This is a genomic window from Mesobacillus subterraneus (assembly GCF_020524355.2).
Taxonomy (GTDB): Bacteria; Bacillota; Bacilli; order Bacillales; family Cytobacillaceae; genus Mesobacillus; species Mesobacillus subterraneus_C.
The window spans coordinates 2,813,705-2,838,383 of the sequence record NZ_CP129019.1; the positions used below are offsets into that span (position 1 = coordinate 2,813,705).

Consider the following 24,679-nt stretch of genomic DNA (forward strand, 5'->3'; position numbering starts at 1 on the left):
ATTTATCGTTTTAATTTTTCCAAGAACATATCCTGCATTTCTTTTAATATAAGTTTATATTGATAATTTTCAAGGATCGTTGCCTGCAATGTAGCTCCATTGACCATTGCCCAGAAGATATCCGCAAATTTCAAGGGATCTAGTTCTTTGTTGAATTCACCTGATGTTTGCCCTTCTTTAATGATTTCTATCAGTAATGAAACAAAGAAATCTTTATATCTTTCAGTCAACATTTCCTTCAACTTTGGATTCCGTGTCGAGTACAATCTGAACTCATAATGGACAATTGCATCACCCTTGTTCTCTTCCTCATTCGGATCGTTATTCAGATAGGCTTCAAACAAGTAGTTGAGCTTTTCCATTGCTGTCTTTCGCTCAGCTATCGCTTTTGCAAATGTATGTCCCGAGTCATTCGTCTGTCCTTCCATCAAAGCAAGATAGATATCATCCTTACTTTTGAAGTAATTATAGATTGCCCCTTTGCTCAGGCCAGAACGAGCGACAATATCATCAACAGTACATGATTCAAAACCCTTCTCAGCAAAACAACCATGAGCGCTCTGCAGTATTTCCTGACGCTTTTTTTCCTTATATTCCTCTGAAACTATTGGCGTCATATACATTACCTCATTCTTCTTCGTTGAATTATAATTTGTACACTTTGCTATACTTTTCTTCCAGATACTGAACCAGATATTCAGCATTCAGTTCTTCACCGGTGGCTTTTACAATCAGTTCATTAGGTGTATAAAGCATGCCATACTGATGGATGTTTTCCTTTAGCCAGTCTTGAATCACTGAAAACTCACCCTGCTCAATCTTCTCATAGAAATCCGGCAAATCTTTCTTAATCTTGTTCAGGATTTGGGCTGCATAAAGATTGCCAAGAGAATATGACGGGAAGTAGCCAAGACCTCCGAATGACCAGTGAATATCCTGAAGCACCCCTTCACTGTCAGTGGATGGTGTAATGCCAAGATAGTCATTCATTTTCGCGTTCCATATTTCTGGCAATTCCTTTGCCTCTATTTCCCCGGCAATCAAAGCCTTCTCAATTTCATAGCGAACCATGATATGAAGATTATACGTTAGCTCATCAGCCTCAACTCGGATGAAAGATGGCTGGACAGAATTCGTGGCTCTATAAAAATCATCCAATTCCACATTACCAAGCTGTTCAGGGAAATGTTCCTGAAGTTTCGGATAGAAGTACTTCCAGAATTCCTCGCTGCGTCCTACCATGTTTTCAAGGAAACGCGACTGAGATTCATGGATTCCAAATGAAGCACCTTCCTGAAGAACTGTATCCTGGAATTCCGGATTGATATTTTGTTCATAAATACCATGCCCGGCTTCATGAATTGTTCCGAAAATAGCAGAGCGGACATTATTTTCAACATATCTAGTCGTAATCCTCACATCACGTGTATTGACAGGTTGTGCAAATGGATGGACGGTTTCATCCAGCCTGCCTGCTTCCATATCGAAGCCTATCAGCGGCAAGATATAACGATTGAACTCTTTTTGCTTCTCTACTGAATAAGGCTGTTCAAATATCTCGACTGATGGCTTGTAAGAAGACCCTTGAATTCTTCTAAGTAAATCCGTGCTTGATTCTCTTAATTTAACAAACAAAGGATCAAGCTTTTCCACAGTCAGGCCAGGCTCAAATTCTTCAAGAAGCGCATCATATGGATGATTTTCATAACCATATATTTCAACAGCTTTTCGTTTGAATTCTACGATCTTCTCAAGATACGGAAGGTACTTTTCAAAATCATTATTCTCTCTTGCCTCTTCCCAAGCATCATTAGCTCTTGATGTAAGTACAGAGAAATCCTTAATCATGGTAGCTGGAATACTCTTTGAACGGTTATAAAATTTAAGTCGTTCACGGACCTTAGCCTGTAACGCCTCATCAAGGTACTCCTCTGCTTCTGGTGCGGAGAGCATGCTGAGCACTTCCCCCATTTCCTCAGAGACAGTTAACTTGAAAGCTTCTGTTCTAAGCGTTCCATTTGCATTTGCGAAAGTAGAACGTCCTTTTTTCGGTGACATAACTTTTTGGTCCCAGCTCAACAAACCTAAAATACTATTAAAATGCGAAATCTTTTCATCTAATTCATTGAACTTTCCAAGCGCAGACATGATTGATTGGTTCATTACCTTTTGTTCCATGTCACATACCCCTTTTCCTTTAATTCTTTGGCTAAATACAATAAAAAAGCTTAGCAGTCGCGATTTCACTTAAAAGGATTACGTTTTTGTGAAAGAGTCAAAATAAACTAGTCAGTCGGTTTATTATAATTCATATTACATTGTTTTTTCAATAATCACAAAATTATTAAGAAATTTTTCTGAAATCTTGTAACTTTCCAAACTTACTTACGTCAAAACTTAAAGAAAATTTTCCCAGAGGAGAGCTTATGAAAAAAATTATCCATTACTTGTTTTTATTTTTGACCTTCATCACCGGTCTTCTATTTTTTATGGTGTTTCCCAGGCTTTTCGTCTTCCGGGATCCTGATAGTGACCACATTGGCATTAATCTTTTCTCTTTTTTTAAATTGCTCGGAGATACGGTCATGCAATTTTTCAAGCCTGCCAGCTGGCAATTCTTTGAAAGATGGAACACGGAAACAGTTATTGACCGCTATACATACTCACTAGAAGTAATTTTTGTAAGCCTGATATTTTCAATTGTAATCGGAAGTTTAATCGCTTATTTATTTATGAATTTTCCCTATAAACAACGGTCAAGAGTTAAAAATATCCTTAACTTCTTTGAGGGAATACCTGATCTGCTTGTTATTTTCATGATACAGATGTTTTTGTTTACTCTTTATAGGGAATTCCAAATTCGCTTGGTTACGATGTATGGTTTAGCCGGGAAGGAACCACTGATTTTTCCAATGATTATCAATTCTCTGCTGCCATCACTGTTTTTTGCTCAATACCTAATAAAAGTAATGGAGGAGGAATTTGAAAAACATTACATTCTCTTAGGCCAGGCAAAAGGGTTATCGAAGGTGCAGCTCCTTTTCTCCCATTTAACCCGCAATATCGTGCCGGTTGTCACGATTCATTTTAAAACTATTATCTTTATGATTTTGACAAACCTCGTGCTCGTTGAACATATGTTTGTCCTTGACGGGTACATTCAGGAGCTAAATAAACTTCTTCAGATGAAAAGCACCTCTCCCGTGAGTATTTTATTTTACGTTGGTGTTCTTATGCTTCCTGTCATTCTTGTGGAAAGATTCGTTTCGTTAATCGGTAAAAAGTTCGGAAGCCTCCGGGGGATGGATATATGAGAAGTATCAAGGGGATTTTCTTATCGGCAATCGCTTTGATTGCGTCTTTTTTCAATAAAGGACAAAAAAAAGGAAACAGAAGGTTGCTTGCTTTTTTGAAAGCTGCCTTTGGGAAGTTTGTGGAATCGATTTCTTACATTAATAATCTTAAGCATCGGAATATCCTGATTGGTTCGACGATACTTATTGCGTTGTTCCTAATCAGCTGGAACACAGAGCTTATGCCTGAAAGCAATGAGCCACTGATTTTCGATGAAGAAGGAAACTTTGTGGCTGCTCCGCCTGCTCCTCCTTCGCTAGTCTTTCCGCTCGGGACAGATTTGGGAGCAAGAAGCATGGTTAATCTTGTGCTCGTTGGAGTTAAGTATACTCTTGGAGCTATATTGGGAATCACATTTGCCCGACTTTTGCTTGGTACACTACTGGCGCTTATAACGAAATTATTGTATCCGAGCTTTAAACGATACTTCAGTGCTTTCTTTTGGCCATTCAGGTATATTCCTCAATTGCTTGTCGCGATTATTTTAATGATTCCTGTGGCATCATCACCTACAGGAATTTCAGCAATAGTCATACTGGAATATCAATTGATTATCATGCTGCTGGTTGGTCTTCCCGGCGTATATCATTACATCCTTGATATGATGGAAGAAATAGAAACACAACCCTATGTCCTAAGTTCAACGCTGATGGGTGCCAGCAAGTTACACATCTTAAAAAAGCATGTATGGCCCAATATCAAATCTCATTTGCTGTTATTGACTACACAGCAAATCTTATCAATCTTACAGCTGTTGACCTTCCTTGGGATTTTTTCATTGTATTTAGGCGGTCCTCATCCAACCGCGCTAACTGATTCACCTCGACTGATATACAGAACAATCACTAATGAACTAGCAGGAATGGCCGGCCAAAACTACTGGCTGATCAGAAGAGCCCCTTGGATGGCTTACAGCCCGATGCTGATCATTGCTTTTATTGCGATCATCGTGAATTGGATGAAAAAAGGAGTCGAGGATCATATTGCGGGAGTGGTGCCGGTTAAACAAATGACCAGAACTTCTGTCGCTAAAAAAAAATACCAGCACCGCAAAAAATTTTGTAATAGTTGGCTTGCAAGAACAGCCTGAAGTGGATTATGAAGAGAAGAAATATTTTAGTGACGTAATCCGTGAAAAACTCAGGCAGACCCGTAGGTTTATGCTCCGCTATAAGGTTTACCTGGCTGTTGATAATACTGCCATCAAAGCTTCTCAATTTATTTCGGAATACCCTAAGCCTGCATTTACTTCATTACTGACGGTATCTTTCGTGCTATGGGCGGGTGTATTTTCGTATGCGGAATTTTTCGCGGATGAAAAACCAAAGAAAAATAGTGTTGGTGCATCCAATGAATCAAAAGAAGCGAAAGACTTATTTAGTTACAGCTTCACCAACAAAGAGCATCTGCCGGTCAAATATAAGGCTGACCTGAGTTATCAGGGTGCCGAAGCCACACTGCAAGGAACACTCACAGTCGAAACAACCAATACTACCGGTGCCGATCAGGATAAAATATATTTTCACCTGTACCCTAACCAGTTCAAGGAACCGATTAATGGACCTGATTGGGAATTCGTAAGAGGCCCTTCACCGACAACAGGCTCGATTGATATACAAGATATCAAAGTGAATGACCAGAAAGCTGATTTTAAAGTTGAAGGAACTATTTTAGAAATTCAAATGGCTCAGTGGAAAGACAAGACATATTCAAAAATTGACATTCAATTCAAATTCCAGCTGCCTTCGAATTATAGCAATTCAAGCTATGATTATGCTGCAGTCTGGCTCGGAAATTTCCTGCCCAAACAGGCTGTGCATGATAAAAATGGCTGGAACCTGGATCCTTATTCACCTATCGGAAATCCATTTTACAGCGAAACAGCTGACTATGATGTAACTATTAACACCTCTGCAAAGTACGAGATTCTTTCGAATGCAGAAGAAGTTAATGCAAGGATCGAGAAAACGGATGAAAAACAAAAATATCACGTCTCCATAAATAATGTCCGTGATTTCTCCGTCGTTCTTTTGGATAAGCAATATTATCAAGCTGAAAGATTCATGACCCAGAATCAAACGCTTGTGAATGTATGGTACCGCCCTTCCATTGATAAGCAGCAGACCGCAAATAAAAACGCAATGGGCGCTGACCAATCGATTGATTATTTCGAGGAGTTTTTCGACTCAACATTACCTTATAAGGAACTTGATATTATCCGAACCGGAGAAGGCAATCCCCAAATGGCTTACCAGGGAATGATCTTCTCAGCTGGATATAATTTTTCAGATAACAGCTATACTTCTCTCAGCATGACCGACGGTGTGATCCGTCAATGGCTGTCTGGATTGGTCGGAAGCCAAGGATATAAAGAACCATGGGTAAATGAAAGTCTTGTAAGCTATTCATTGAAAACTTATATGGGAGAAAAAGGCTACACGGCTAAAAGCTCCGCTGAAGATCAACTAAAACAACAAGAAGAAATCGCCAGAATACAAAAAGAAGGCCAATATTTAAGCAGCCCATTAAGCGATTTTAAAAATATCAATGACTATATCGTGATGATGAATTTACATGGGTACAATATGTACGCTGAGCTGGACTATTTAGTCAAAGATGGGAAAGTGAATAAAGCTCTGAAGACATATGTCAACGAGTATACAAATAAAAACGCCTCTGGACATGATGTAATTGAACTTTTTGAAAAAACAGGTCATCCTCAGGCAAAAGGATATTTCGGGGGATGGCTGAAACCTGAGGTAAAAGAATAGTTGAGTTTTCGCCTGAGCTTTAGTAACGAGCTCAGGCGTTTTTTATTTCTTTTGTATTAATTGAATATGACGAAGGGGTAATACGCGCAGGTTCACTTCAGACAAATCACTCGGCCGACTCTTCTCTTTTGACCGAACCTGCACCTACTTCAGTCAAATAACCACCGAGAGGCTTCTACTTTGTCCGACCCTATACCCACTTCAGACAAATCACCGCCCAGATGTTCTTACTTTGTCTGAACCTATACCCTCTTCAGACAATTCACCACCGAGATGCTCCTACTTTGTCCGAACCTTCACCCACTTCAGACAAATCACCACCGAGATGCTCCTACTTTGTCCGAACCTGCACTCTCTTCAGACAAATCACCGGGCCGACTCTTCTCTTTTGTCCGAACCTGCACCCACTTCTGACAATTCACCACCGAGATACTCCTACTTTGTCTGAACCTGCACCCACTTCAGACAAATCACCGGGCCGACACTTCTCTTTTGTCCGAACCTGCACCCACTTCAGACAATTCACCACCGAGATACTCCTACTTTGTCTGAACCTGCACCCACTTCAGACAATTCACCACCGAGATATTCCTACTTTGTCTAAACCTGCACCCACTTCAGACAAATCACCACCGAGATGCTCCTACTTTGTCCGAACCTGCACCCACTTCAGACAATTCACCACCGAGATACTCCTACTTTGTCTGAACCTGCACCCACTTCAGACAAATTACCGCCGAGATGCTCCTACTTTGTCCGAACCTGCACTCTCTTCAGAAAAATCACCGGGCTGACTCTTCTCTTTTGTCCGAACCTGCACCCACTTCAGACAAATTACCGCCGAGATGCTCCTACTTTGTCCGAACCTTCACCCACTTCAGACAAATCACCGCCGAGATGCTCCTACTTTGTCCGAACCTTCACCCACTTCAGACAAATCACCGCCCAGATGTTCTTACTTTGTCTGAACCTTCACCCACTTCAGACAATTCACCGCCCAGATGTTCTTACTTTGTCTGAACCTATACCCTCTTCAGACAATTCACCACCGAGATGCTCCTACTTTTGTCCGAACCTATACCCTCTTCAGACAATTCACCGCCGAGATGCTCCTACTTTGTCCGAACCTGCACTCTCTTCAGACAAATCACCGGGCCGACTCTTCTCTTTTGTCCGAACCTGCACTCTCTTCAGACAAATCACTGGGCCGACTCTTCTCTTTTGTCCGAACCTGCACCCACTTCAGACCATATTTCATTCGTAATAAGTATCCGATGTGGTTCCTTTTGGAGTGTAAAACTTCTTTAATACTCTGGTTATGCGCCTTTTATTTATTTCTATGTTGCACCATTCATAGATGCTTTGTGTCGTTATCTTTCTATCTGGAAACAATACCTTGAATTCTTCTATTTGCTTAACGATTGATTGTTCTGCAGATGCAGAATTTCCGCATTTACCGCAGATTAGATGGCGTATTTTTATAGAAGTATTAAATGAACCACAAGCCCTGCAGTACATACCTTTTTCCAATTGGTCATAATCATATGGAGGCAGAGTGGTAAATGGATTTTTTACGTGGTGCAAGGAAAGCAGTTTATGGGCAAGTATTTTATGATTCTCGTCCAACTTCGAAGGTGTTTCGTTAAGTTCTTTTAAGAAGCGATTGATTTGGGTTGGTAAAATAATTGGCAGATCCTTCGGAGCTTGGTAAAGGGTAAATTCTGGGTTGTTAAAAACAACTGCAGCCTGAACGAGGTAATTTAATTTGAGGTTTTGAAGCAGTTGGCGAAAGAGCGTCTCGCTTCTCTTTAATTGTATGACTGGATTTTTGAACTCTCGGTTGCTCTTCATGTGGTACAATTTTTCTGATTCCAGGTAATAATCACCTTCGTGATATTTCACATCCAATAGATGTATCAATCCCACAGATATTATGACCTTATCAATTTGGAAATATGAATTATTCACTTGGAGCAGCAGGTCATCTATTATATACCTTTCCTCAGAGAGGTTTTCAGTCAACAGGTCAAATTCAGTTTCCCCTCTATAGCCCTTTTCCAAATTCGAAAGATGAAATTTATCCTTTGCCGCCAACTCCATTCGTGTGTTCAGGTAGCGAAGTCCTACTAATTCCTCTGATTCAGTTCTTTTTTTTAGTAACATAGTCCACTTCCTTTCTTTAAGCTTATTCTAATTCAAAAAGCATTCTATTTTTGTGAATGTTTTGTTAACATTTTTCTTTTTCCTATCTTGGTTCGATTCTAGGACCTATGGATCATGCCATATCAACCGTTAAATTTTTTGTAATAGGCATTATTAATCGTTTAACTCCTAAATTAGACGCAGTCTCAATCGTTTAACTCCTAAATTAGACACAGTCTCAATCGTAAATCCATGAAATAATGTTGCACTTTTGACTGTAAATGCAAAAAACCGCCTGGAGCCAAAGCCCCAGACGGCTTATCCTTCTATTCTCCCTGCTTCGGAGTACTTTCAACTCTGTTTTCAGTCTTGTTGTCGCGTATTTCGTCTGTCAAGGCATCAATACTGTTTCTTACATTAGCCTTTCCTGAGAAATTCTCAATCAACTCTTTTACATCAATACCGGATGATGCTTTTAGTGATTCCTGGAGCGTGGACATTAGGTTAGTCGCATAGCCCGTTACCTTGTTTGCTCCACCATTGGCGTCGCTGCCGCCAGTGTCGACAACGGTAATCTTATCGATGTTTCCAAGTGGCGCTGCAACTTGCTTCGCGTATTCAGGAAGCATTTTCAAAATCATATCGAGGATTGCGGCCTGGCCGAATTGTTCGAATGCTTCTGCGATCTTTTCCTTTGCTTCTGCTTCGGCAACACCTTTCAGGCGGATAATTTCGGCTTCGGTTTCACCTTTTGCCTTTTCTGCCTCCGCTTTCGCAAGACCGTCCATACGAACTTTTTCTGCTTCCGCTTTAGCCATTGCTTCAATACGATACTTATTTGCGTCTGCTTCAGCCATTTGCTTGGCCTTATCTGCCGCAGCGGACTGCTCGACTGCATAGCGGTCAGCGTCGGACTTTTTCTTGACTTCAGAATCGTATTGGCGTTCGCGACGCAGTATTTCTTTCTCTTCAAGTTCAATTTGCTTTTGGCGCTCGATGATTTTGACCTGCATTTCCTGTTCGGTAACCTCTTGCTGTGTACGAGCCATTTCCAAATCATAAGCCTGGTCAGCTCTCGCCTTGGCACTATCCTGCTCGCGGCGGTACTCAGCAACCTTCAACCCATTGATCTTTTCGGCTTCGGCGATTTCAGTCGCGCGTTCAAATTCAGCCTTCTTCGCTTCTTTATCTGCTTCTGCTTTCTTGATACGAGTTTCTTTTTCCGCGTCAGCAGTTGCGATATCAGCATCTCGTTTTACCTGTGCAATACGAGGTTTACCAAGGGAATCAAGGTACCCATTTTTATCACGTACATCCTTGATCGTGAATGACACTATAACAAGTCCCATTTTTGCAAGATCCTGTGAAGCAACACGCTGAACTTCCTGCGAGAACTTATCACGATTCTTATAGATTTCTTCTACAGTCATCGATCCTAAAATCGAACGAAGGTGCCCTTCTAATACTTCCTTCGCCTCATTCTCGCGGTCTTCTTTTGATTTCCCAAGGAATTGCTCAGCAGCAGTGGCGATTTCACTGATGGAGCCGCCGATTTTAATAATCGCCGTTCCATCTGCCATGACTGGAACACCCTGTTCAGTGTATACTTCAGGAGTGGTTACCTCAAGCTTGCTTGAAAGCAGGCTTAACGGGCGGGATTGCTGGAATACGGGGAAGATAAACGTACCGCCGCCACGGATGATTTTTATTTTGTTGCTTGATTCATCTGTGTGCACATTGCGGTTTCCCAAAAAACTGCCCGTTACAATCAGGGCTTCGTCAGGTCCAGCCGTTTTATACTTGGTAATGAAAACAGCTATCATTGCTATGACAAGAAAGACTACAAAACCAATAACGATAAACATTAGATCCATACCTTTTCCCCCTAAATATAAGTCTCTAACTCTTCATATAACTTAACTTGCAGGACTCCATTTTCAATATCGATTATCAGTACTTTTTTTCCATAAGGAATTTCTGTTTTTGTAAAGCTGACTGCCGGCTTAGAGATGCGGCCGCTGATATTCTCTATGATGACCTCACCATAACCGTCGACAGGGATCCCAGTAATGACGGTCCCGATCCTCCCCCCTTAAGTCACTCTCTTTATACACAAGTGATTCCTCGGCATTGGATAGTGGAATCAGCACAAATACATTCAGCAAAGTTACAAGAATAAGAGCAATAATTGCAGAAGCAGCAGCAATCAAAACACTGTGCAGCTTTGTGAAAACTTCACCTAAATACCCGCCTGAAGAAAAAATCGCAACAAAGGAAAAAACTAATGTTGGATTCAAGAAAGGAATAGCTTCTGTCAGTCCCTCAAGGGCGTCCCCGAAAAATAAATAAAGAATAGTGACGCCACCCGAAATCACCAAACCGTAAAAATAAATCGCTTCTAATGGTATGCCAAACAGCTCCATTTTCGTCACCCCTTGCTAAAATCGAAACAAGCGCCCTCCTTATTCCATTTATTTCTTGATATGTAATACGATTGTCATGATATTTGGTTTCAATTTTTTAAAATTTTGTTGAAAAATAGCTAAATAAAACTATTCGTGAATTGAGTCACCTTTTCTTTGCAGTTTATTTCACTTGACGTTCTTTATCTTTGCTATAAATCTTTTTAATCATTCTGATCTGCCCGCGGTGATTGAGCTCATCCTCAAACACATGGAACCATTTGAAATAATTGTTACCAGGCTGGTTCCACCACCAATTTGTTTGTTCGAACAGCCAGTCATCTGTCAGCGTCTGAAACTTCTTATAAGTATCATTTCGTGTTGCAGCGAGATCTTCCAGGTAATATTCAAGTGGAAATCCTTTAAAAGCTGTTCTCCCCTGCTCACCAAGCGCAATTCCCGCACGTAACTCTTCTTCTTCTTCCTCTGTTGGGTCACGCTTTTCAAAGGTAATAATTTGATAGATCCGTTCTACTGCAGCCATATGTCCAAGCAGCATACCGATAGAATTCGCCTCATCATGAATAAGAAAATCAAGTTCCTCTACCGTAAGTCCTTCTACTACCTTTAATGTAGTATTCCGCGTGTAATCCATCATTGAAACAAGCTGGCTAAATGTCGGAGTGAATCCATCTTTCTTATCAATTAAAAATAGTGTTGACATGTTAAAGCTCTTCATTCAACCTCATTTCTCTAAGAGACTAGAATTACTTTAATTTCGACATTTTACAAAATTATCCTTTATTTCAATAAATAAAAGCCGATTAAATAGCTAAATCTCCAGATTCCCTATCTTCATTTCCTTGGGGAAAAATAAATTCATTATAGAAATTCGCATTAGTTGTTACAATGTACGGTGATAACCATAGAAAACCAACTCCAAGCGTGAAGATCGCGATAAACACCCAGCCTATGAAACTTAAGTTCATCAGAAAGAACTTCCATTTGTAACCTTTCATCCTCTTTTTACTCTCCGTGATTGCTTCAAGCGCTGAAAATTCTGGATTGTCTCGCAATAGGAAGAAGGATTGTGAATAGGAAATCCCTTTTATGAACCCAGGAATAATTAATAATAATGTCCATAGCATTGTAAATATCCCTATCAAAATAGCTGTACCAATAACTTTCAGGGACAATTCCCAGTTTTTATAAACAGCGAATACCTGTGAGATTTTTGGGTCATTCCACCTGGCAATCGTTAAATAAAACCAATAGCTTGCAGCCGTTAGCGGAATAAATAAAAACGAAAAGAAAATATTTGTTAAGCTTGCGATTAGTGGTGTTTCTGTTTGGTTCGCCCACTCCGAAAACCCTCCGCTAACAAATACCTCGAAAGTCATTGGCACGAAGGTCGTGATAAAGAATACCAAGAACGTTAGGAGCACTCCTAAGCCCCACTTCCCTTTCAATGCTTCCAGGGATTTCTTTTTTAATTGATTAATAGTCAAATTCATTTTATATCCTCCTTTATTTACCAATAATATCGGCAAAATTTTTCAATAATAAAGTACATCCCATTATATTTCCTAATTTTCCACTACATACATAGAAGATTCTATACAACAGATGATACTGGTCTACAAAAATAAAAAAACACTGCTATGCTGCAGCGTTTTCGATTTAATGAAACTATTCCTCTCTCATTAAGCTTTAAAGCGGTACCCCGCACCCCATATGGTTTCGATGTATTCAGGGTTGGACGGGTCTATCTCGATTTTCTCTCTTATTTTCCGAATATGGACAGTTACGGTAGAGATTTCACCCATGCTGTCATACCCCCAAATTCGTTCGAACAGGTGATCTTTACTGAAAACCTGATTGGGGTTAGTCGCCAGAAATGTCAGTACATCAAATTCCTTTGTTGTGAACATAGTCTCTCGATTGTTTACGAAGACTCGGCGGTCGGACCGGTCAATATGCAGTCCGCGTATATAGATATCCGTATTTTCCGGTTCGCGATGCTTCGCCACCAGCCTCTCATATCGGGCTAAATGGGCTTTGACTCTTGCAATCAATTCATTTGGACTGAAAGGCTTGACCACATAATCGTCGGCTCCCAAGCCAAACGCCCTGATTTTATCAATATCTTCTTTCCTTGAAGTTACGAGCATAATCGGAACATCATTTGTTTTCCGAATCATCTTGCATACTTCAAAACCATCTATAACCGGAAGCATTACATCAAGAAGTATCAAATCATACTCATTGGACAGCGCCATTTGAAGCCCTTCATCTCCAGCATTAGCGATATCGGAGGTGAAACCATTGATTTCTAAGTAATCCCGTTCAAGTTCAGCGATGCTCATTTCATCTTCAACGATGAGGATTCTTTTCATGATTTCACCTGTCTTTCTAAAGAAATAATGATTTTTGTACCAATCCCTATCGTGCTTTCAGCCGTGATGGTACCTCCATGTTCTTCAATGATCATGCCAGCGATCGACAACCCAAGACCGCTGCCTCCTGTTTCTTTGTTACGGGAACCCTCTTCCCGGTAAAATTGCTGGAAGATGAATGGTAGTGACTGATTACTGATTCCTGGACCATTATCAGCTAGTTCCAGGATGACTTCATTTTGATTCTGAGAAAGAGAAATGATTATTTCCCCGTTTTCCTTCTCCATGTATTTCAGGCTATTTTCGATAATATTCGAAAATACTCTTTTCATCTTATCCCGGTCGATGCTCACTGGGTAGGAGTCCGCTGCATCGAATTCAAAGAGCAGCTTCACATTCTCCTTTTCCAAATCAAAAGCCAGTTCCTCAAGATAATCATTTAAATAACCCTTTAAGTCGACTTCCTCAAAATCAAAAGGCAGTTTCTTCAAATCAAGTTTTGAGTAAAGAAATAATTCATTTATCAAAGAATCCATATCAATTGATTTCTGGTGAATCGTTTGAAGATAGCGTTCCAATTTTTCAGGAGAATTTGTTACTCCATCCCGGATGCCTTCCACATATCCTTTAATGGAAGTAATCGGCGTTTTCAAATCATGAGTGATATGTGCGATCAGTTCCTTGCGATTCTTTTCATATTGGGCCTGTAACTCTGCAGATTCTTGCAGCTGCTTCCTCATCGCTTCAAAATCGGCACTCAACTGTGCGAGTTCATCCTTCCCTTTTACGTTAATTGTATGGTCAAGATCTCCCTCTTTGATTTTTTGGGCTGCTTCCTTCAACTGCTGTATTGGTTTGATGATGCTCCTGGAAACATAATAGGTTAACAACCCATTTGTAATAACCAGAATTAATACCAGGATGACAAAAAGAATCGGGTAAAATGTACGCATAAGCCTGGTTAAAGGGCTGGCATCCTTTATCAAAAACAACGAAGCACTCCCTTTGTCAGGAATGTAATAATCATGCTGTCTCAGAGAAAATGTTTCATCCCCAATTCTTTCTATGTTGCGGGATGTGGAGGATACTCCGTATTCAGGCAGATCCGCAGCAGACAAGTGGGCAGTTTTCTGAGAGGAATAAATGACTTCATTTTCCTGACGCAAAACTATGAAGATACCATCTTGTTCTAATTCAGCAGAAAGAACTGATAAATATTCAATACTAGCCAACCCTTTTGGATCAACAAACGATTTTTCCTTAAGTTCACCAAATAGCTTTGTATCCTCACTGACCGTTTTCTTATAATCATGACTTTCTGGCATAAGGTCACTGACTTCCCGGATATCACCGAGAAACAGAAACAATAAGAGCAAGCCCGCTAAAAAGAACAGGATCAGAGGCACAAAAACCATTGCCAGATAGGATAGAATTAATCGATATTTAATAGTCATTTAAACACCTTCGTTATAGTTCCTTTGCTTTAAACATATAATAGCCGGCAGTCAAAAACAATGAACTGAAGGAGAACAAATAGGTGAAAGATTGCACTAGCCATAAAACATTCACATTTCCCAGCCACTGCTGATACCAGTCCATGTACGCTGTCGGAAAGAGATGCACTAGATTGGGAAAAGCAAATGGCAATGCAGCCATTAAGCCATACAGAAAAATGCCGCTTGCCAATGAAGCAGGGCTGCTCTTGAACCATTGAGAAATGAATGCAGCCAAAGTAACGATTGCCGCAAGCGGTACGATTGAAACAAGCAATGAGAGGGTCACTGAACCAGCCTCGGTCCAAACGATTGTTTTTTCCAGAGCAGTTGAAGTGATGAAAGCAGAAGCCCAAACAATAACCAGCTGTATAAAAGTCAACACCGCTATTGCTGTGGCTTTGGATAAGTAGATTTCCATTCTGGTTATAGGCCTCACTTGAAACAAAGACCCTTTTTCCCATTCTCCAGCAAATAGCTCCGAACTGGGACATAAATATAAATAGAGGAAGAACGACCAGGATAAAACTATTCATAATGAAAAAACTGACGCTTAGAGAAGGCAAGGTAATCATATCATTCGATTGGATGCGCACTGCTGCAAAGCCTATTAAAATTGGCATAACTGCGGCAAGCACATAATAAAACTTCACACTTTTCTTTGCAATCAGCTTATCGATTTCATTACGTGTATTGCTAGCAAATTCCCGCAATATGAACACCCCCAATCCTTTCGACATAGAGATCCTTAATAGATTTTCCGGTCTCCATTAGATCTTTTTGGACTATACACTGAAGTTCCCCGTCGATCAGGATGCCAAAATGCGTGCAGATTTTATCAAGCTCAGAGGTGAGATGGCTGGATATAAGGAACGTGACTCCAGTGTCCGACAACTGTTGGACGACATTCCTGAAAACAAGCATCCCATCAATATCTAGCCCATTTGCAGGTTCATCGAGTATGATCAGCTTTGGCTTTGTGAGCAGAGCGGCGGCTAACCCGAGGCGCTGGACCATTCCCATCGAATAAGAAGAAACCTTGTCATGTTTATACTGGCTTAAACCTACTGACTGCAAGACATCATCGATTCGGGAAATGGGCAGCTCTGGATAAAACCTGATGATTATTTTCAGGTTTTTCCAGGCAGTCAAATGTGAATAGATGCTTCCGGAACCTATATTTGCCCCTACATCCCTGATTGCAGACTTATAATCTTTCTCAAGGTCCTTACCTAAAATCATTACCTTACCTGTATCAGTTTTAAGGAGACCAGTTATAGCCTTCATCAATGTTGTCTTGCCAGCGCCATTAGGACCAATCAAACCAAAGACATTTCCTTTTTCGATCGAGAAATTAATATCCTTAATTCCACGCCCGTTTTTGAACCTTTTTCCAATATCAGAGACTTCGAGAACTGTTTCCATACCTCTCACCTTCTGCAGCAAATTTATTAGTTATGTGGTCGTCCGTGAGTCACTTCTTCGATCGTCAAATTTGTAAGGTCAAGCGACTCGACTTTAGTGTCATTTGCATTAGTCAGGTCCAGACTGACAGCAAAACTTACTTGATGTGTTTTTCCTTGTGCATCCTTGCCTGTCACTAATACTGTTACATCCTGTGCTTCCACATAGTTCTGGCTGTTAATTTTAGCTTTGACTTCAGCTGACTTAATGACAATATCTTTTTTAAGTTCAGGGAGATTGAATTTTACATCATGGAAGCTTGAGTCCAAATCTTCCGTTCTGTCATTCATCATTGCAGCATGTTTAAGCATCATGGAAGTCACAACATTGGCTGCCATAGATATTTCAGTATTAGAGAGGTTAAGGATTACTTCCTTTGATCCATTGGTGCTGTCGTTGACAACCATTTTCTGCTGAAGATCTTTAGTCAGGACATCCACTAGCTTTTCCAGGTCTTCCTGGAGTTCCATCCTGTCTGACTGTGACCCATGGACACGGTCCTTGGACTTCATTGAATAAACTTTGTTTTCACTGTTTTTTTTCACGAGGAATTGACCATCTTGGCGATACATTTCGTAAGATGCTGTCGTTTCACCATTTGAAACAGAACTGCTTCCTTCCATCGTCTTTTCTAACCGATTTGTCATGATCGTGGTGTCAGCACTGTAAATTGTTTTGCTGTTGTCCAAAAGGTCCATACTGATGTCCATCGTCGTGCTTTCCAACAGATGTGTGTTTTTTAATGCATCTTTGTACAAGTCATATCCTGATGTGTTCGCCGAAATCGAATACACGCTGCCGAGCATGACTGCCCCGCTAATTCCAATTACAGCCAGAATCTTCTTATTCATTTCTTAACCTCCTCATAATGGGTAATTCAACTTACAAGATTAGGTTAACCTTCATTTCTAAACTGCTTCTAAAAAAAATATTAAATTTTTCTTAAATCACAGGCAGATATAAGATAATTGCAAGCTGCTCAAAATCGCAGAATGTCTGTTTTTGCAGGGATTGCCGTACATAAAAAGCCGGAGTCTCTTTCTTGCAGACTCCGGCTAACTTATCATTTTACTTTTCCTTAGAATCTTTGTTTGCCGCTTTCTCTAATCTCCTGAATCGCCTTAAATCTGCAGACCTGATTGGCAGCGGCTCTTTTTTCAGCAGTTTAAGAATCGCGAACATTAACAGCAGAAGCAACACTGTAAACGGCAGTGCAGCAATCAATGAAGCAGTTTGTAAAGCTTCGAGCCCGCCTGCGTATAGCAAGACTGCAGAGATAGCCGCCATAAGCGAACCCCAAACGATTTTTGCAAACTTCGGTGGGTTCAAGCTTCCTGAAGTCGTCATGCTTGCCAGTATATAGGTTGCTGAATCCGCTGAAGTTACCAGGAAAGTGAAAATTAGTATAATAGATAAAATGGAAAGAATAGTTGACATCGGCAGAACTTCAAAAGTCTTGAATAAAGCAGATGTTAAATCTGCGTTCACTGCTGCAGCAATTCCTGAGTCATAATTCAAATCATTCCATAATGCGGTTCCGCCAAATGCTGCAATCCAGAGACAGGCAATAACCGGAGGAATTACCATAACACCAAAGATGTACTCCCTGATGGTCCTGCCCTTTGAAACCCTGGCAATGAACGCTCCAACAAATGGAGACCAGGCGATCGCCCATGCCCAATAAAAGATTGTCCAATCTCTTGTCCAGGTCCCTTCCTGGTAGGGCTGCAATCTTAGGCTGTATTGAATGAAGTTGGCAAAATAGTCTCCAATCGCCAGTGTGAAGCTTTCCATGATAAAGACTGTAGGGCCTGCTATCAATACGAATAACAGCAGCACAATTGCGATTCCAAGATTCAAGTTACTCAACATCGCGATCCCTTTTTCAAGTCCTGTAGAAGATGAGATCATATAGGCAATGAAAATGACCAAAATAATGATCATTTGAATGCCGATAGAGTTTCCAGTATCAAAAACAGCGTTGAGCCCGCCATTCATTTGCAGGACGCCAAGTCCTAGGGATGTAGCGATACCCATGACGGTAGCTACAACCGCAAGGGTATCGATAGTGTTTTTCACTGCTGGTTTTGTACCTGTAATTGGTTCAAGAGCAGTAGAAACCAAACCATTTTTTTGTTTGCGGAATTGAAGGAATCCAATAACTAAGCCAACTATCGCAAAAACAGACCATTGACTCACACCCCAGTGAAAAAAGGAGTATCCCATTGCAACTCTAGCGGCACTTCTTGATTCCCCTTGTATATCCGCGAAGGGTGTGTTGAAAAAGTGGCTCATTGGTTCTGCAATTCCCCAGAATACGAGCCCAGCGCCAAAGCCAGCTGAGAAAAGCATACCAATCCAGGTAAAGAAGGAAAACTCAGGTCGTTCCCCTTCACCACCAAGTCTGATCGCGCCATATTTACTGACGGCCAGTCCTATTAAGAAGAGCACAATAATAAATACTGCAAGCAAGTAGAACCAGCCAAAATTAACTGTTGTAAAACCAAACAACTCTCCAGCCACCGCACCAAACTTCTTTGGCATAATAGCTCCAACTACGACGAACAACAAAATCACCGCAGCTGACACAGAAAAAACATAGTTTGATAATATATTCTTGATCATGTCAGCCTCCAAAAAATATGCATTTTTCCAGTTATGTATACCAATTACACTTACCTTTAATGTAGGGAAATAAATTAAGAGCAGGGAAAACTTTGACATCCTGCCACGTAATTATTCTGCAATCTTTTTCCCGTTATTATCCATGGCGAAACATTTTTTACATCCTAGTCTTTTTAAAGATAAAAATGAACGCTTAGAGAACCTAAGCGTTCATTCTTTAAAATGTTTTGCTTAAAAACTCTTGCGTACGTTCTTCGACAGGATTATCAAAGATTTCATCCGGGTGGCCAACTTCTACAATCCGGCCTCCATGCATATAGACAACCCAATCAGCTACCTCGCGCGCAAAGCCCATTTCATGTGTCACGACTACCATTGTCATGCCCTCTTCTGCTAGTTCCTTCATGGTTGACAGCACTTCTCCAACCAGCTCAGGGTCAAGTGCTGATGTTGGCTCATCAAACAGCATGATATCTGGCTTCATCGCCAGCGCTCTCGCAATTGCTACCCGCTGTTTCTGACCGCCAGAAAGCTTGGATGGATAGACTTTTTCTTTATCTGCCAGTCCTACCTTGTCAAGCAGTTCCCTGGCCTCCTTGATGGCCTGGGTCTTGCTGATACCCTTCACATGTACTGGTGCCTCGATAATGTTCTCAATCACATTTTTGTGAGGAAATAAATTAAAGTGTTGAAATACCATACCGATTTTCTGGCGCACTTCGTTCACATTATGAGTATCGGCATTTACTTCTTCGCCTTCAATGATGATTTGTCCATTGTCCTTGATTTCAAGGAAATTCAAACAGCGCAGCAAAGTACTTTTACCAGAGCCACTTGCTCCAATCAAGCAGACAACGTCGCTTTCTTTTACCGTTATATCCACATCCTTCAAAACATGAAGGTCGCCAAATGATTTGTTCAGTTTCTTAACATTGATCATATCTCTTCCGTCCAAAACAAATTCCCCCTTAATCACTTACCGAAAGTTTCTTCTCAAGCAGTCCAACCAAAGCAGATATCAAGTAAACAAGGAATAGATAGTACACAGCAACGATGAGCAAGTAGGTCATATTATCAAAATCGTTTGCCCCTTTTGTTGTCGCGACGTTGAATAATTCGTACATTCCAATGAATGCTGCAAGTGATGAATCCTTGAGGCCAATAATGAATTGATTCCCAAGAGGAGGCAAGGCACGACGGAATGCTTGAGGAAGGATGATTCTACGCATTGTAAGGACCCTGCTCATTCCGAGCGAACGTCCAGCTTCCATTTGACCCTTGTCAATAGACTGGATCGTCCCCCTGAAGATTTCCGCAATATAGGCACCGTTATGAAAAGCTAGTCCCAGGGCAACGGACCAGAAAGCGGAAATGTTTAAATTGGTCATTCCAAAGTAGAAAATGAAGATCTGGACGATCAACGGGGTTCCTCTGACCAAATAAATATAGGCATTCGCAATCCATTCCAATACTTTAATACCCGATATTTTGAGGAAGGCAAAAAACAATCCTATGAATATAGCAATCAGAATCGAGACTGCTGTAACTTGCAATGTGAGCAGCATGCCTTTGAGGAATATATCATACGTGTCAAAAAAGACTTCTATAACATGCGATAGACTTGGCAAAATTCATTCAACTCCCTGTGGACTCTTTTATCATTCTAGGTAAATATCATGTTTAAGCAGAAACGAATGTGCAGTGATACCGCACATTCGCTCCCAATTGACAACTTATTCCTCCGGTTTAGCTGTGATGTCTTCACCGAAATATTTTTCACTGATTTCTTTCAACGTTCCATTTTCTCTTAAAGTTTCCAATGCCTCGTTGATTTTTTCCAGTAATTCGTCGTTGTCTTTGGCTACAGCAATTGCCTGCTCGCTTCGACCAAGAAGCTCTTTGCCTTCAATTTTAAGGCCCGCACCAATCGCTTCTTTCCCTGTAATAAAGTCCGTTATAACAGCGTCGTGCCTTCCATTGGCTAACGCTTCTAAAGCAGTTACGTCACTGTCATAAAGCACAATATTATCTGTCACTTCTTCAGCAGTCTTTGCATAAGTAGAACCTTTTGAAACAGCAATTTCCAATCCATCTAAATCGGCAATTTTCTCTTTATCACTGTCAGGTCGTACAAAAATTTGTGGTCCAGAATAGTAGTATGGAGTAGAAAAATCTACATGCTTCTTGCGATCATCATTAATGGTGTGACTGGCAACCGCTGCATCGAATCGGCCTGACTTAACACCTTCTACGATACTTGCAAACTTGAACTTCTTCTGATTTGGTTCAAGACCAAGTTCTTTTGCCACTGCTTCGGCAACGTCTATGTCAAAACCAGTCATCTCGCCTTCACCATTTGTGACGCTAAATGGCTTGAATTCACCGGATGTTGCAAAGGTGAATTTGCCTTTCTCTGCTAAATCCATACCGCCTTCACTGCCGGATGTTTTTTCATCGCTGCCGCAAGCAGCCAGGAGACCTGCCATGGTCACCGTGATAATGAATAATGCTAAAATTTTCTTCACTGTTTAAAACTCCCCCTTATAATCTAAACTTCTTTAACTATTTATTCTGTTAAACGGTCCTTATAACACAGTTATAGTAACCGTAACATTCGACCCAAATTACTTATACCCACTTTACAAGACCAGTAAACTATTATTGTAAGAATCCATTCAAATTTCCTATTCTACTGAATAGTGTGATTTGGTTTAAAATTACGTTATGACCATAATTGTAACAATCTTGTAACATTCAATCAAAATCCTAATTATCTGATAATTTATCAAATCAATTGATATTCTTTGTTCTCGTCCACTGAGCCTTCCGAGCCTCCCTTTTCCCTCTGATTCCTCTAAGATACTCCTATTTCTTCCTTATCCGACAATGTATGCGAAAAAAATACATTATTCTAAAAAAGCCAGGAACTCCCTTGGAGAGTACCTGGCTTTCAATAAATAATCAAAACGACCTATTTTTTTATCTTAACTGATTTTAAAACCATTTGGGCCCTCTGTGCCTCTCAGTATTTCCCTCTGCCGAACTGCTTTCTTCCTCATAGTATTTCTCTTTTTCAAATTCACGCCCCAATCTTCTTCTTGGACCAAAGAAATCCAGAGGATGTCTTCTTTCCTCATGGCGTCTCCTTGACCTTTCCTGAATGATTTCAACTTCTTTGGCATGAATCGTTAGCTTATCTACATGGATAACCTTTCCCTTTTCACGAGACATATTTTTCCCTCCTACTCTTATTTATTCAGTATTATCCTATTCGTTCTTTCAGGATGGGTATAGGCGGTTTGATTTAAAAAACCGAAAAATGTTTCTTACTTGTAAAAACAGATTATGGAAATAGTAAAAAATAATAAGGTAATTATGTAATATTTTTCAGTCTGTATGATCGTTTAGCTTCACCGCTCGTGGGTAAAACTTGTACATTGATAACTAAAACTCTTTTCGAAAAAAGCACTCAATACCCAGGTGAGGGCTGAATTGAGTACGAAATGCAACCCATTCAGTGACCCACACTTTTAAGATAGGAGGCTTCTATATCATGTTCGGTTTTTCTGACTTTGTGGGCTTTCTATTGGCCCTTTTACTTATTTATCCTATAGTTTCACTGATACATGAGTTAGGACATTCTTTTTTTGCATGGATTTTTGGAGGTGAATTCAGTTTCTCACTTGGACGCGGAAAAACAGTTTTCAAGAAAGGCCCATTCAGCTTAAATAGCATGTATTTTTTGGATGCTTTTAGCGAGTATGAGCACCTTAAATGGAATAATCGATTAACACATTTCCTTGTCCATGCAGGTGGAATTATTTTTAATCTAGGATCAGTATTGGTGCTAAATATCCTCATCTCACAAGGATTTATAGAACCTCATACTATATTTGTCCGCTATTCCTACTTTTCGGTCTGGCTGGCAACCTTTTCATTGATTCCAGTTGATTACGGCAACGGCAATTATAGTGACGGTCTGGCCATTTACCATGTTCTTCGTTATAATGAGTGGCCAAAACTTACCGGATAAATTCTTCATGAATCGTACCTGTTCAACTGGGACAGGTACTTTTTTGTGATGCAGAAGATCCCTCTGCATCACAAAAAAAAGAGGCATTCCTATCTAAAGGAATACCTCTTGCCCTCCAGTTTAGGAAGTCACAAACATATTAGTGTTCAATGAATTAGAGTCCCTGAAAGTTGTATGGATTTCTTCTTGTCTTTCTTCGTCCACTTCAACGAGCACAAGGACATTTCCTTTCTTCAAGTATCTCTCATATTCCTTGGCGTCATCTTCCGTTACTCCCGCACCTGTCAATGCACCGACAATTCCGCCACCTGTAGCGCCAATCGCTGCACCACTCAATGTTGTTGCTAGCGGACCAGCGGCAGCTAGGATACCTATTCCAGGAATTGAAAGCAGACCGATTTCTGCAATCAGACCAGCGATTCCTCCAAGAACACCACCAGTCCCAGCTCCAATTCCGGCACCCTTGCCTGCATTTTTGCCTCGATCAGAATCATTTTCAATTACATCTACATCCGTTTGGTCTTCAATGTTCTCGAGTTTATCATCGTCCTTTGCAAAGATCGATAAATCATTCGTGTCAAATCCCATTTCCTTTAACCTTCTAATGGCACCTACTGCTTCGTCTGAATCCCTGAATACTCCACCAATGATTGTCTTTTCCATAAACTATTACCTCCATTCTAATTTTTCGCTCTTTCGCGTGATTCTCTTAATGAGCGTGAGAGTTACTTTTGCGACTAGGTAGTTAATAGTATCCCTACCCGCAAAACAGCTATTTACAAAATAATAAACTGTGTGATTTTGCCTATATTAAACCCTTACCCGTCGCATTTTTACCTAAACATAGAGTTTTTCACAAAAAAATAGATAGAAAAAGATGGCGTAAGAGCCATCTTTTTCTATCTATTTCCCTTTGTTTCCGTTTTCTTCTCTATGCTTATTTTCTGCCTTTACTGCACGTGTGAATTCCTTTGCGTAAAGCACTTCCTGAGCATCAGTCAAACCATTGTTCTGTTCGGTATTCAACCCTTTGTTGGGAGCTTTATTCTTATCCATTTGATATCCCTCCTGAGCTAGAATTAGATGCTGATCCATCTCTTACTTTTCTACCCTGATGATGTAACAGTAAACGAACTCATTTAAAATGGTGTCATTTTAACGGGGATACCCACTAGAACTTCGTCATGGTTTGTCCTCTTATTTCATAAAATGGTGGAAAGGAGGCTTGCCATGTTTTTGTACAATACTTATGTGTTTTTTACCCTTGCTGCAGTTATTCTAATTTCCATCCTATTGGTTCTCCGACACAAGACGCAGATAACATTCATGAATGGGATGATCATCTCGATGTTTCTGGGGATGAATATAGGCTTAACTGGCGGCATTTTACTTGGAACCGTTTTTCGCGGGGATTTATATATGTCAACCATCCTATCATTGCTGCTAGGGGCAGCAGCTGGCACAATAATAGGGACTTTATTCAGTGCTGCTGCAACAATCGAAGGTTTTATGTCCGGTATAATGGGTGGGATGATGGGGGCAATGCTCGGAGAAATGCTGCTGCCTGAAAAATCGCTGATCCTTATCAATATCTTCTTAACGATTTCATTAGCTGCCTTATTCCTTTTTAAAATACTTCCCAAAAATGAGTCATCCATCACAACCAAGAAGTACTTAATAAGACCCATACTCACCTTCATATTGCTAGTAATTTATCTTTATTTAGGCAGCCAGCTTGGTCAAACTTGGATTGAAACTCTTAAGGGAAGTACCCATCACCAGGAACACCTACATCACCTATGAGAAAAGAAACGGTTTAAATACAACCGTTTCTTCAGGACGGTTCCAATTGCCATCCTCATGACTTTATGCAAGCGTATATATTCACGCTCGCAAAAAATAATATTTTAGACTGGTTAACATTCCTAATCCAATTATAACAACAGTACTTTCTTGACTACTTTGGGCCCTCCACCCTCAAACATGTCACAATAACAGC

General features: G+C 40.5%; 23 protein-coding genes and 1 pseudogene. 5 read left to right on the top strand and 19 right to left on the bottom strand.

Going from position 1 to position 24,679, the window contains the following annotated elements; translation table 11 throughout:
- Nucleotides 1-2: 2 nt before the first annotated feature.
- Nucleotides 3-617 (bottom strand): TetR/AcrR family transcriptional regulator, encoded by a 615-nt coding sequence (locus tag LC048_RS14665; RefSeq protein ID WP_226600282.1) that lies wholly within the window; start codon nucleotides 615-617, stop codon nucleotides 3-5.
- Between the two features lie 28 nt (nucleotides 618-645).
- A complete protein-coding gene (locus tag LC048_RS14670; RefSeq protein WP_226600281.1) occupies nucleotides 646-2,178 on the bottom strand; it encodes a carboxypeptidase M32 in 1,533 nt (510 codons plus the stop codon).
- Nucleotides 2,179-2,426: 248 nt separating this feature from the next.
- On the opposite strand from LC048_RS14670, the gene LC048_RS14675 reads away from it, so the two are divergent.
- From LC048_RS14675 to LC048_RS14685, 3 genes are all read left to right on the top strand, one after another.
- Nucleotides 2,427-3,314: an ABC transporter permease subunit gene (locus tag LC048_RS14675; protein ID WP_226600280.1), complete on the top strand. Its 888-nt coding sequence runs from the start codon at nucleotides 2,427-2,429 to the stop codon at nucleotides 3,312-3,314.
- On the top strand, nucleotides 3,311-4,444 hold the full coding sequence (locus LC048_RS14680) for an ABC transporter permease subunit (RefSeq protein ID WP_306047985.1): 1,134 nt from the start codon (nucleotides 3,311-3,313) through the stop codon (nucleotides 4,442-4,444). Before LC048_RS14675 ends, LC048_RS14680 begins: the two co-directional genes overlap by 4 nt.
- Before the next feature lie 70 nt (nucleotides 4,445-4,514).
- A complete protein-coding gene (locus LC048_RS14685; protein WP_306047986.1) occupies nucleotides 4,515-6,125 on the top strand; it encodes a gluzincin family metallopeptidase in 1,611 nt (536 codons plus the stop codon).
- 1,254 nt (nucleotides 6,126-7,379) lie between these two features.
- Here the strand turns inward: LC048_RS14685 and LC048_RS14690 are convergent.
- From LC048_RS14690 to LC048_RS14760, 15 genes and pseudogenes are all read right to left on the bottom strand, one after another.
- Nucleotides 7,380-8,288 carry a nuclease-related domain-containing protein gene (locus LC048_RS14690; protein WP_226600278.1) on the bottom strand — a complete coding sequence of 303 codons (909 nt, stop codon included), beginning with the start codon at nucleotides 8,286-8,288 and terminating at the stop codon, nucleotides 7,380-7,382.
- Between the two features lie 305 nt (nucleotides 8,289-8,593).
- Nucleotides 8,594-10,141 carry a flotillin lipid rafts scaffold protein FloT gene (locus LC048_RS14695; protein ID WP_306047987.1) on the bottom strand — a complete coding sequence of 516 codons (1,548 nt, stop codon included), beginning with the start codon at nucleotides 10,139-10,141 and terminating at the stop codon, nucleotides 8,594-8,596.
- Nucleotides 10,142-10,152: 11 nt separating this feature from the next.
- Nucleotides 10,153-10,690: pseudogene (locus LC048_RS14700) on the bottom strand (hypothetical protein).
- 163 nt (nucleotides 10,691-10,853) lie between these two features.
- On the bottom strand, nucleotides 10,854-11,393 hold the full coding sequence (locus LC048_RS14705) for a DinB family protein (RefSeq protein WP_226600275.1): 540 nt from the start codon (nucleotides 11,391-11,393) through the stop codon (nucleotides 10,854-10,856).
- Nucleotides 11,394-11,493: 100 nt separating this feature from the next.
- The gene (locus tag LC048_RS14710) at nucleotides 11,494-12,183 is read right to left on the bottom strand and encodes a DUF975 family protein (protein ID WP_371931905.1); all 690 of its coding nucleotides are present in this window, start codon (nucleotides 12,181-12,183) and stop codon (nucleotides 11,494-11,496) included.
- Nucleotides 12,184-12,372: 189 nt separating this feature from the next.
- Nucleotides 12,373-13,065, bottom strand: a complete 693-nt coding sequence (locus LC048_RS14715; protein WP_226600274.1) for a response regulator transcription factor — start codon at nucleotides 13,063-13,065, stop codon at nucleotides 12,373-12,375.
- Nucleotides 13,062-14,519: a sensor histidine kinase gene (locus LC048_RS14720; RefSeq protein WP_226600273.1), complete on the bottom strand. Its 1,458-nt coding sequence runs from the start codon at nucleotides 14,517-14,519 to the stop codon at nucleotides 13,062-13,064. Before LC048_RS14720 ends, LC048_RS14715 begins: the two co-directional genes overlap by 4 nt.
- Nucleotides 14,520-14,532: 13 nt before the next feature.
- Nucleotides 14,533-14,979, bottom strand: a complete 447-nt coding sequence (locus LC048_RS14725; RefSeq protein ID WP_371931906.1) for a hypothetical protein — start codon at nucleotides 14,977-14,979, stop codon at nucleotides 14,533-14,535.
- A gap of 275 nt (nucleotides 14,980-15,254) precedes the next feature.
- Nucleotides 15,255-15,983, bottom strand: a complete 729-nt coding sequence (locus LC048_RS14730) for an ABC transporter ATP-binding protein (protein WP_306047988.1) — start codon at nucleotides 15,981-15,983, stop codon at nucleotides 15,255-15,257.
- 26 nt (nucleotides 15,984-16,009) lie between these two features.
- Nucleotides 16,010-16,873, bottom strand: a complete 864-nt coding sequence (locus tag LC048_RS14735) for a hypothetical protein (protein WP_226600270.1) — start codon at nucleotides 16,871-16,873, stop codon at nucleotides 16,010-16,012.
- 217 nt (nucleotides 16,874-17,090) lie between these two features.
- Nucleotides 17,091-18,647, bottom strand: coding sequence for a BCCT family transporter (locus LC048_RS14740; protein ID WP_226600269.1), 1,557 nt, complete (start codon nucleotides 18,645-18,647; stop codon nucleotides 17,091-17,093).
- A 217-nt stretch (nucleotides 18,648-18,864) separates the two neighbouring features.
- Nucleotides 18,865-19,587 carry an amino acid ABC transporter ATP-binding protein gene (locus tag LC048_RS14745; protein WP_226600389.1) on the bottom strand — a complete coding sequence of 241 codons (723 nt, stop codon included), beginning with the start codon at nucleotides 19,585-19,587 and terminating at the stop codon, nucleotides 18,865-18,867.
- A 28-nt stretch (nucleotides 19,588-19,615) separates the two neighbouring features.
- The gene (locus LC048_RS14750) at nucleotides 19,616-20,275 is read right to left on the bottom strand and encodes an amino acid ABC transporter permease (RefSeq protein ID WP_041968211.1); all 660 of its coding nucleotides are present in this window, start codon (nucleotides 20,273-20,275) and stop codon (nucleotides 19,616-19,618) included.
- Nucleotides 20,276-20,380: 105 nt separating this feature from the next.
- Nucleotides 20,381-21,133 (bottom strand): transporter substrate-binding domain-containing protein, encoded by a 753-nt coding sequence (locus tag LC048_RS14755; protein WP_264188107.1) that lies wholly within the window; start codon nucleotides 21,131-21,133, stop codon nucleotides 20,381-20,383.
- Nucleotides 21,134-21,641: 508 nt separating this feature from the next.
- Nucleotides 21,642-21,878, bottom strand: coding sequence for a hypothetical protein (locus tag LC048_RS14760; RefSeq protein WP_226600267.1), 237 nt, complete (start codon nucleotides 21,876-21,878; stop codon nucleotides 21,642-21,644).
- Nucleotides 21,879-22,200: 322 nt separating this feature from the next.
- Between LC048_RS14760 and LC048_RS14765 the strand changes: the two genes are divergently transcribed.
- Nucleotides 22,201-22,680, top strand: coding sequence for a hypothetical protein (locus LC048_RS14765; protein ID WP_226600266.1), 480 nt, complete (start codon nucleotides 22,201-22,203; stop codon nucleotides 22,678-22,680).
- Between the two features lie 120 nt (nucleotides 22,681-22,800).
- On the opposite strand, the gene LC048_RS14770 is transcribed toward LC048_RS14765, so the two are convergent.
- A complete protein-coding gene (locus LC048_RS14770) occupies nucleotides 22,801-23,343 on the bottom strand; it encodes a general stress protein (protein WP_226600265.1) in 543 nt (180 codons plus the stop codon).
- A gap of 240 nt (nucleotides 23,344-23,583) precedes the next feature.
- Nucleotides 23,584-23,736 (bottom strand): YfhE family protein, encoded by a 153-nt coding sequence (locus LC048_RS14775; protein ID WP_226600264.1) that lies wholly within the window; start codon nucleotides 23,734-23,736, stop codon nucleotides 23,584-23,586.
- Between the two features lie 174 nt (nucleotides 23,737-23,910).
- Here LC048_RS14775 and LC048_RS14780 point away from each other — a divergent pair, with 174 nt between their 5' ends.
- Nucleotides 23,911-24,483, top strand: a complete 573-nt coding sequence (locus LC048_RS14780; RefSeq protein WP_226600263.1) for a hypothetical protein — start codon at nucleotides 23,911-23,913, stop codon at nucleotides 24,481-24,483.
- Nucleotides 24,484-24,679 lie beyond the last annotated feature (196 nt).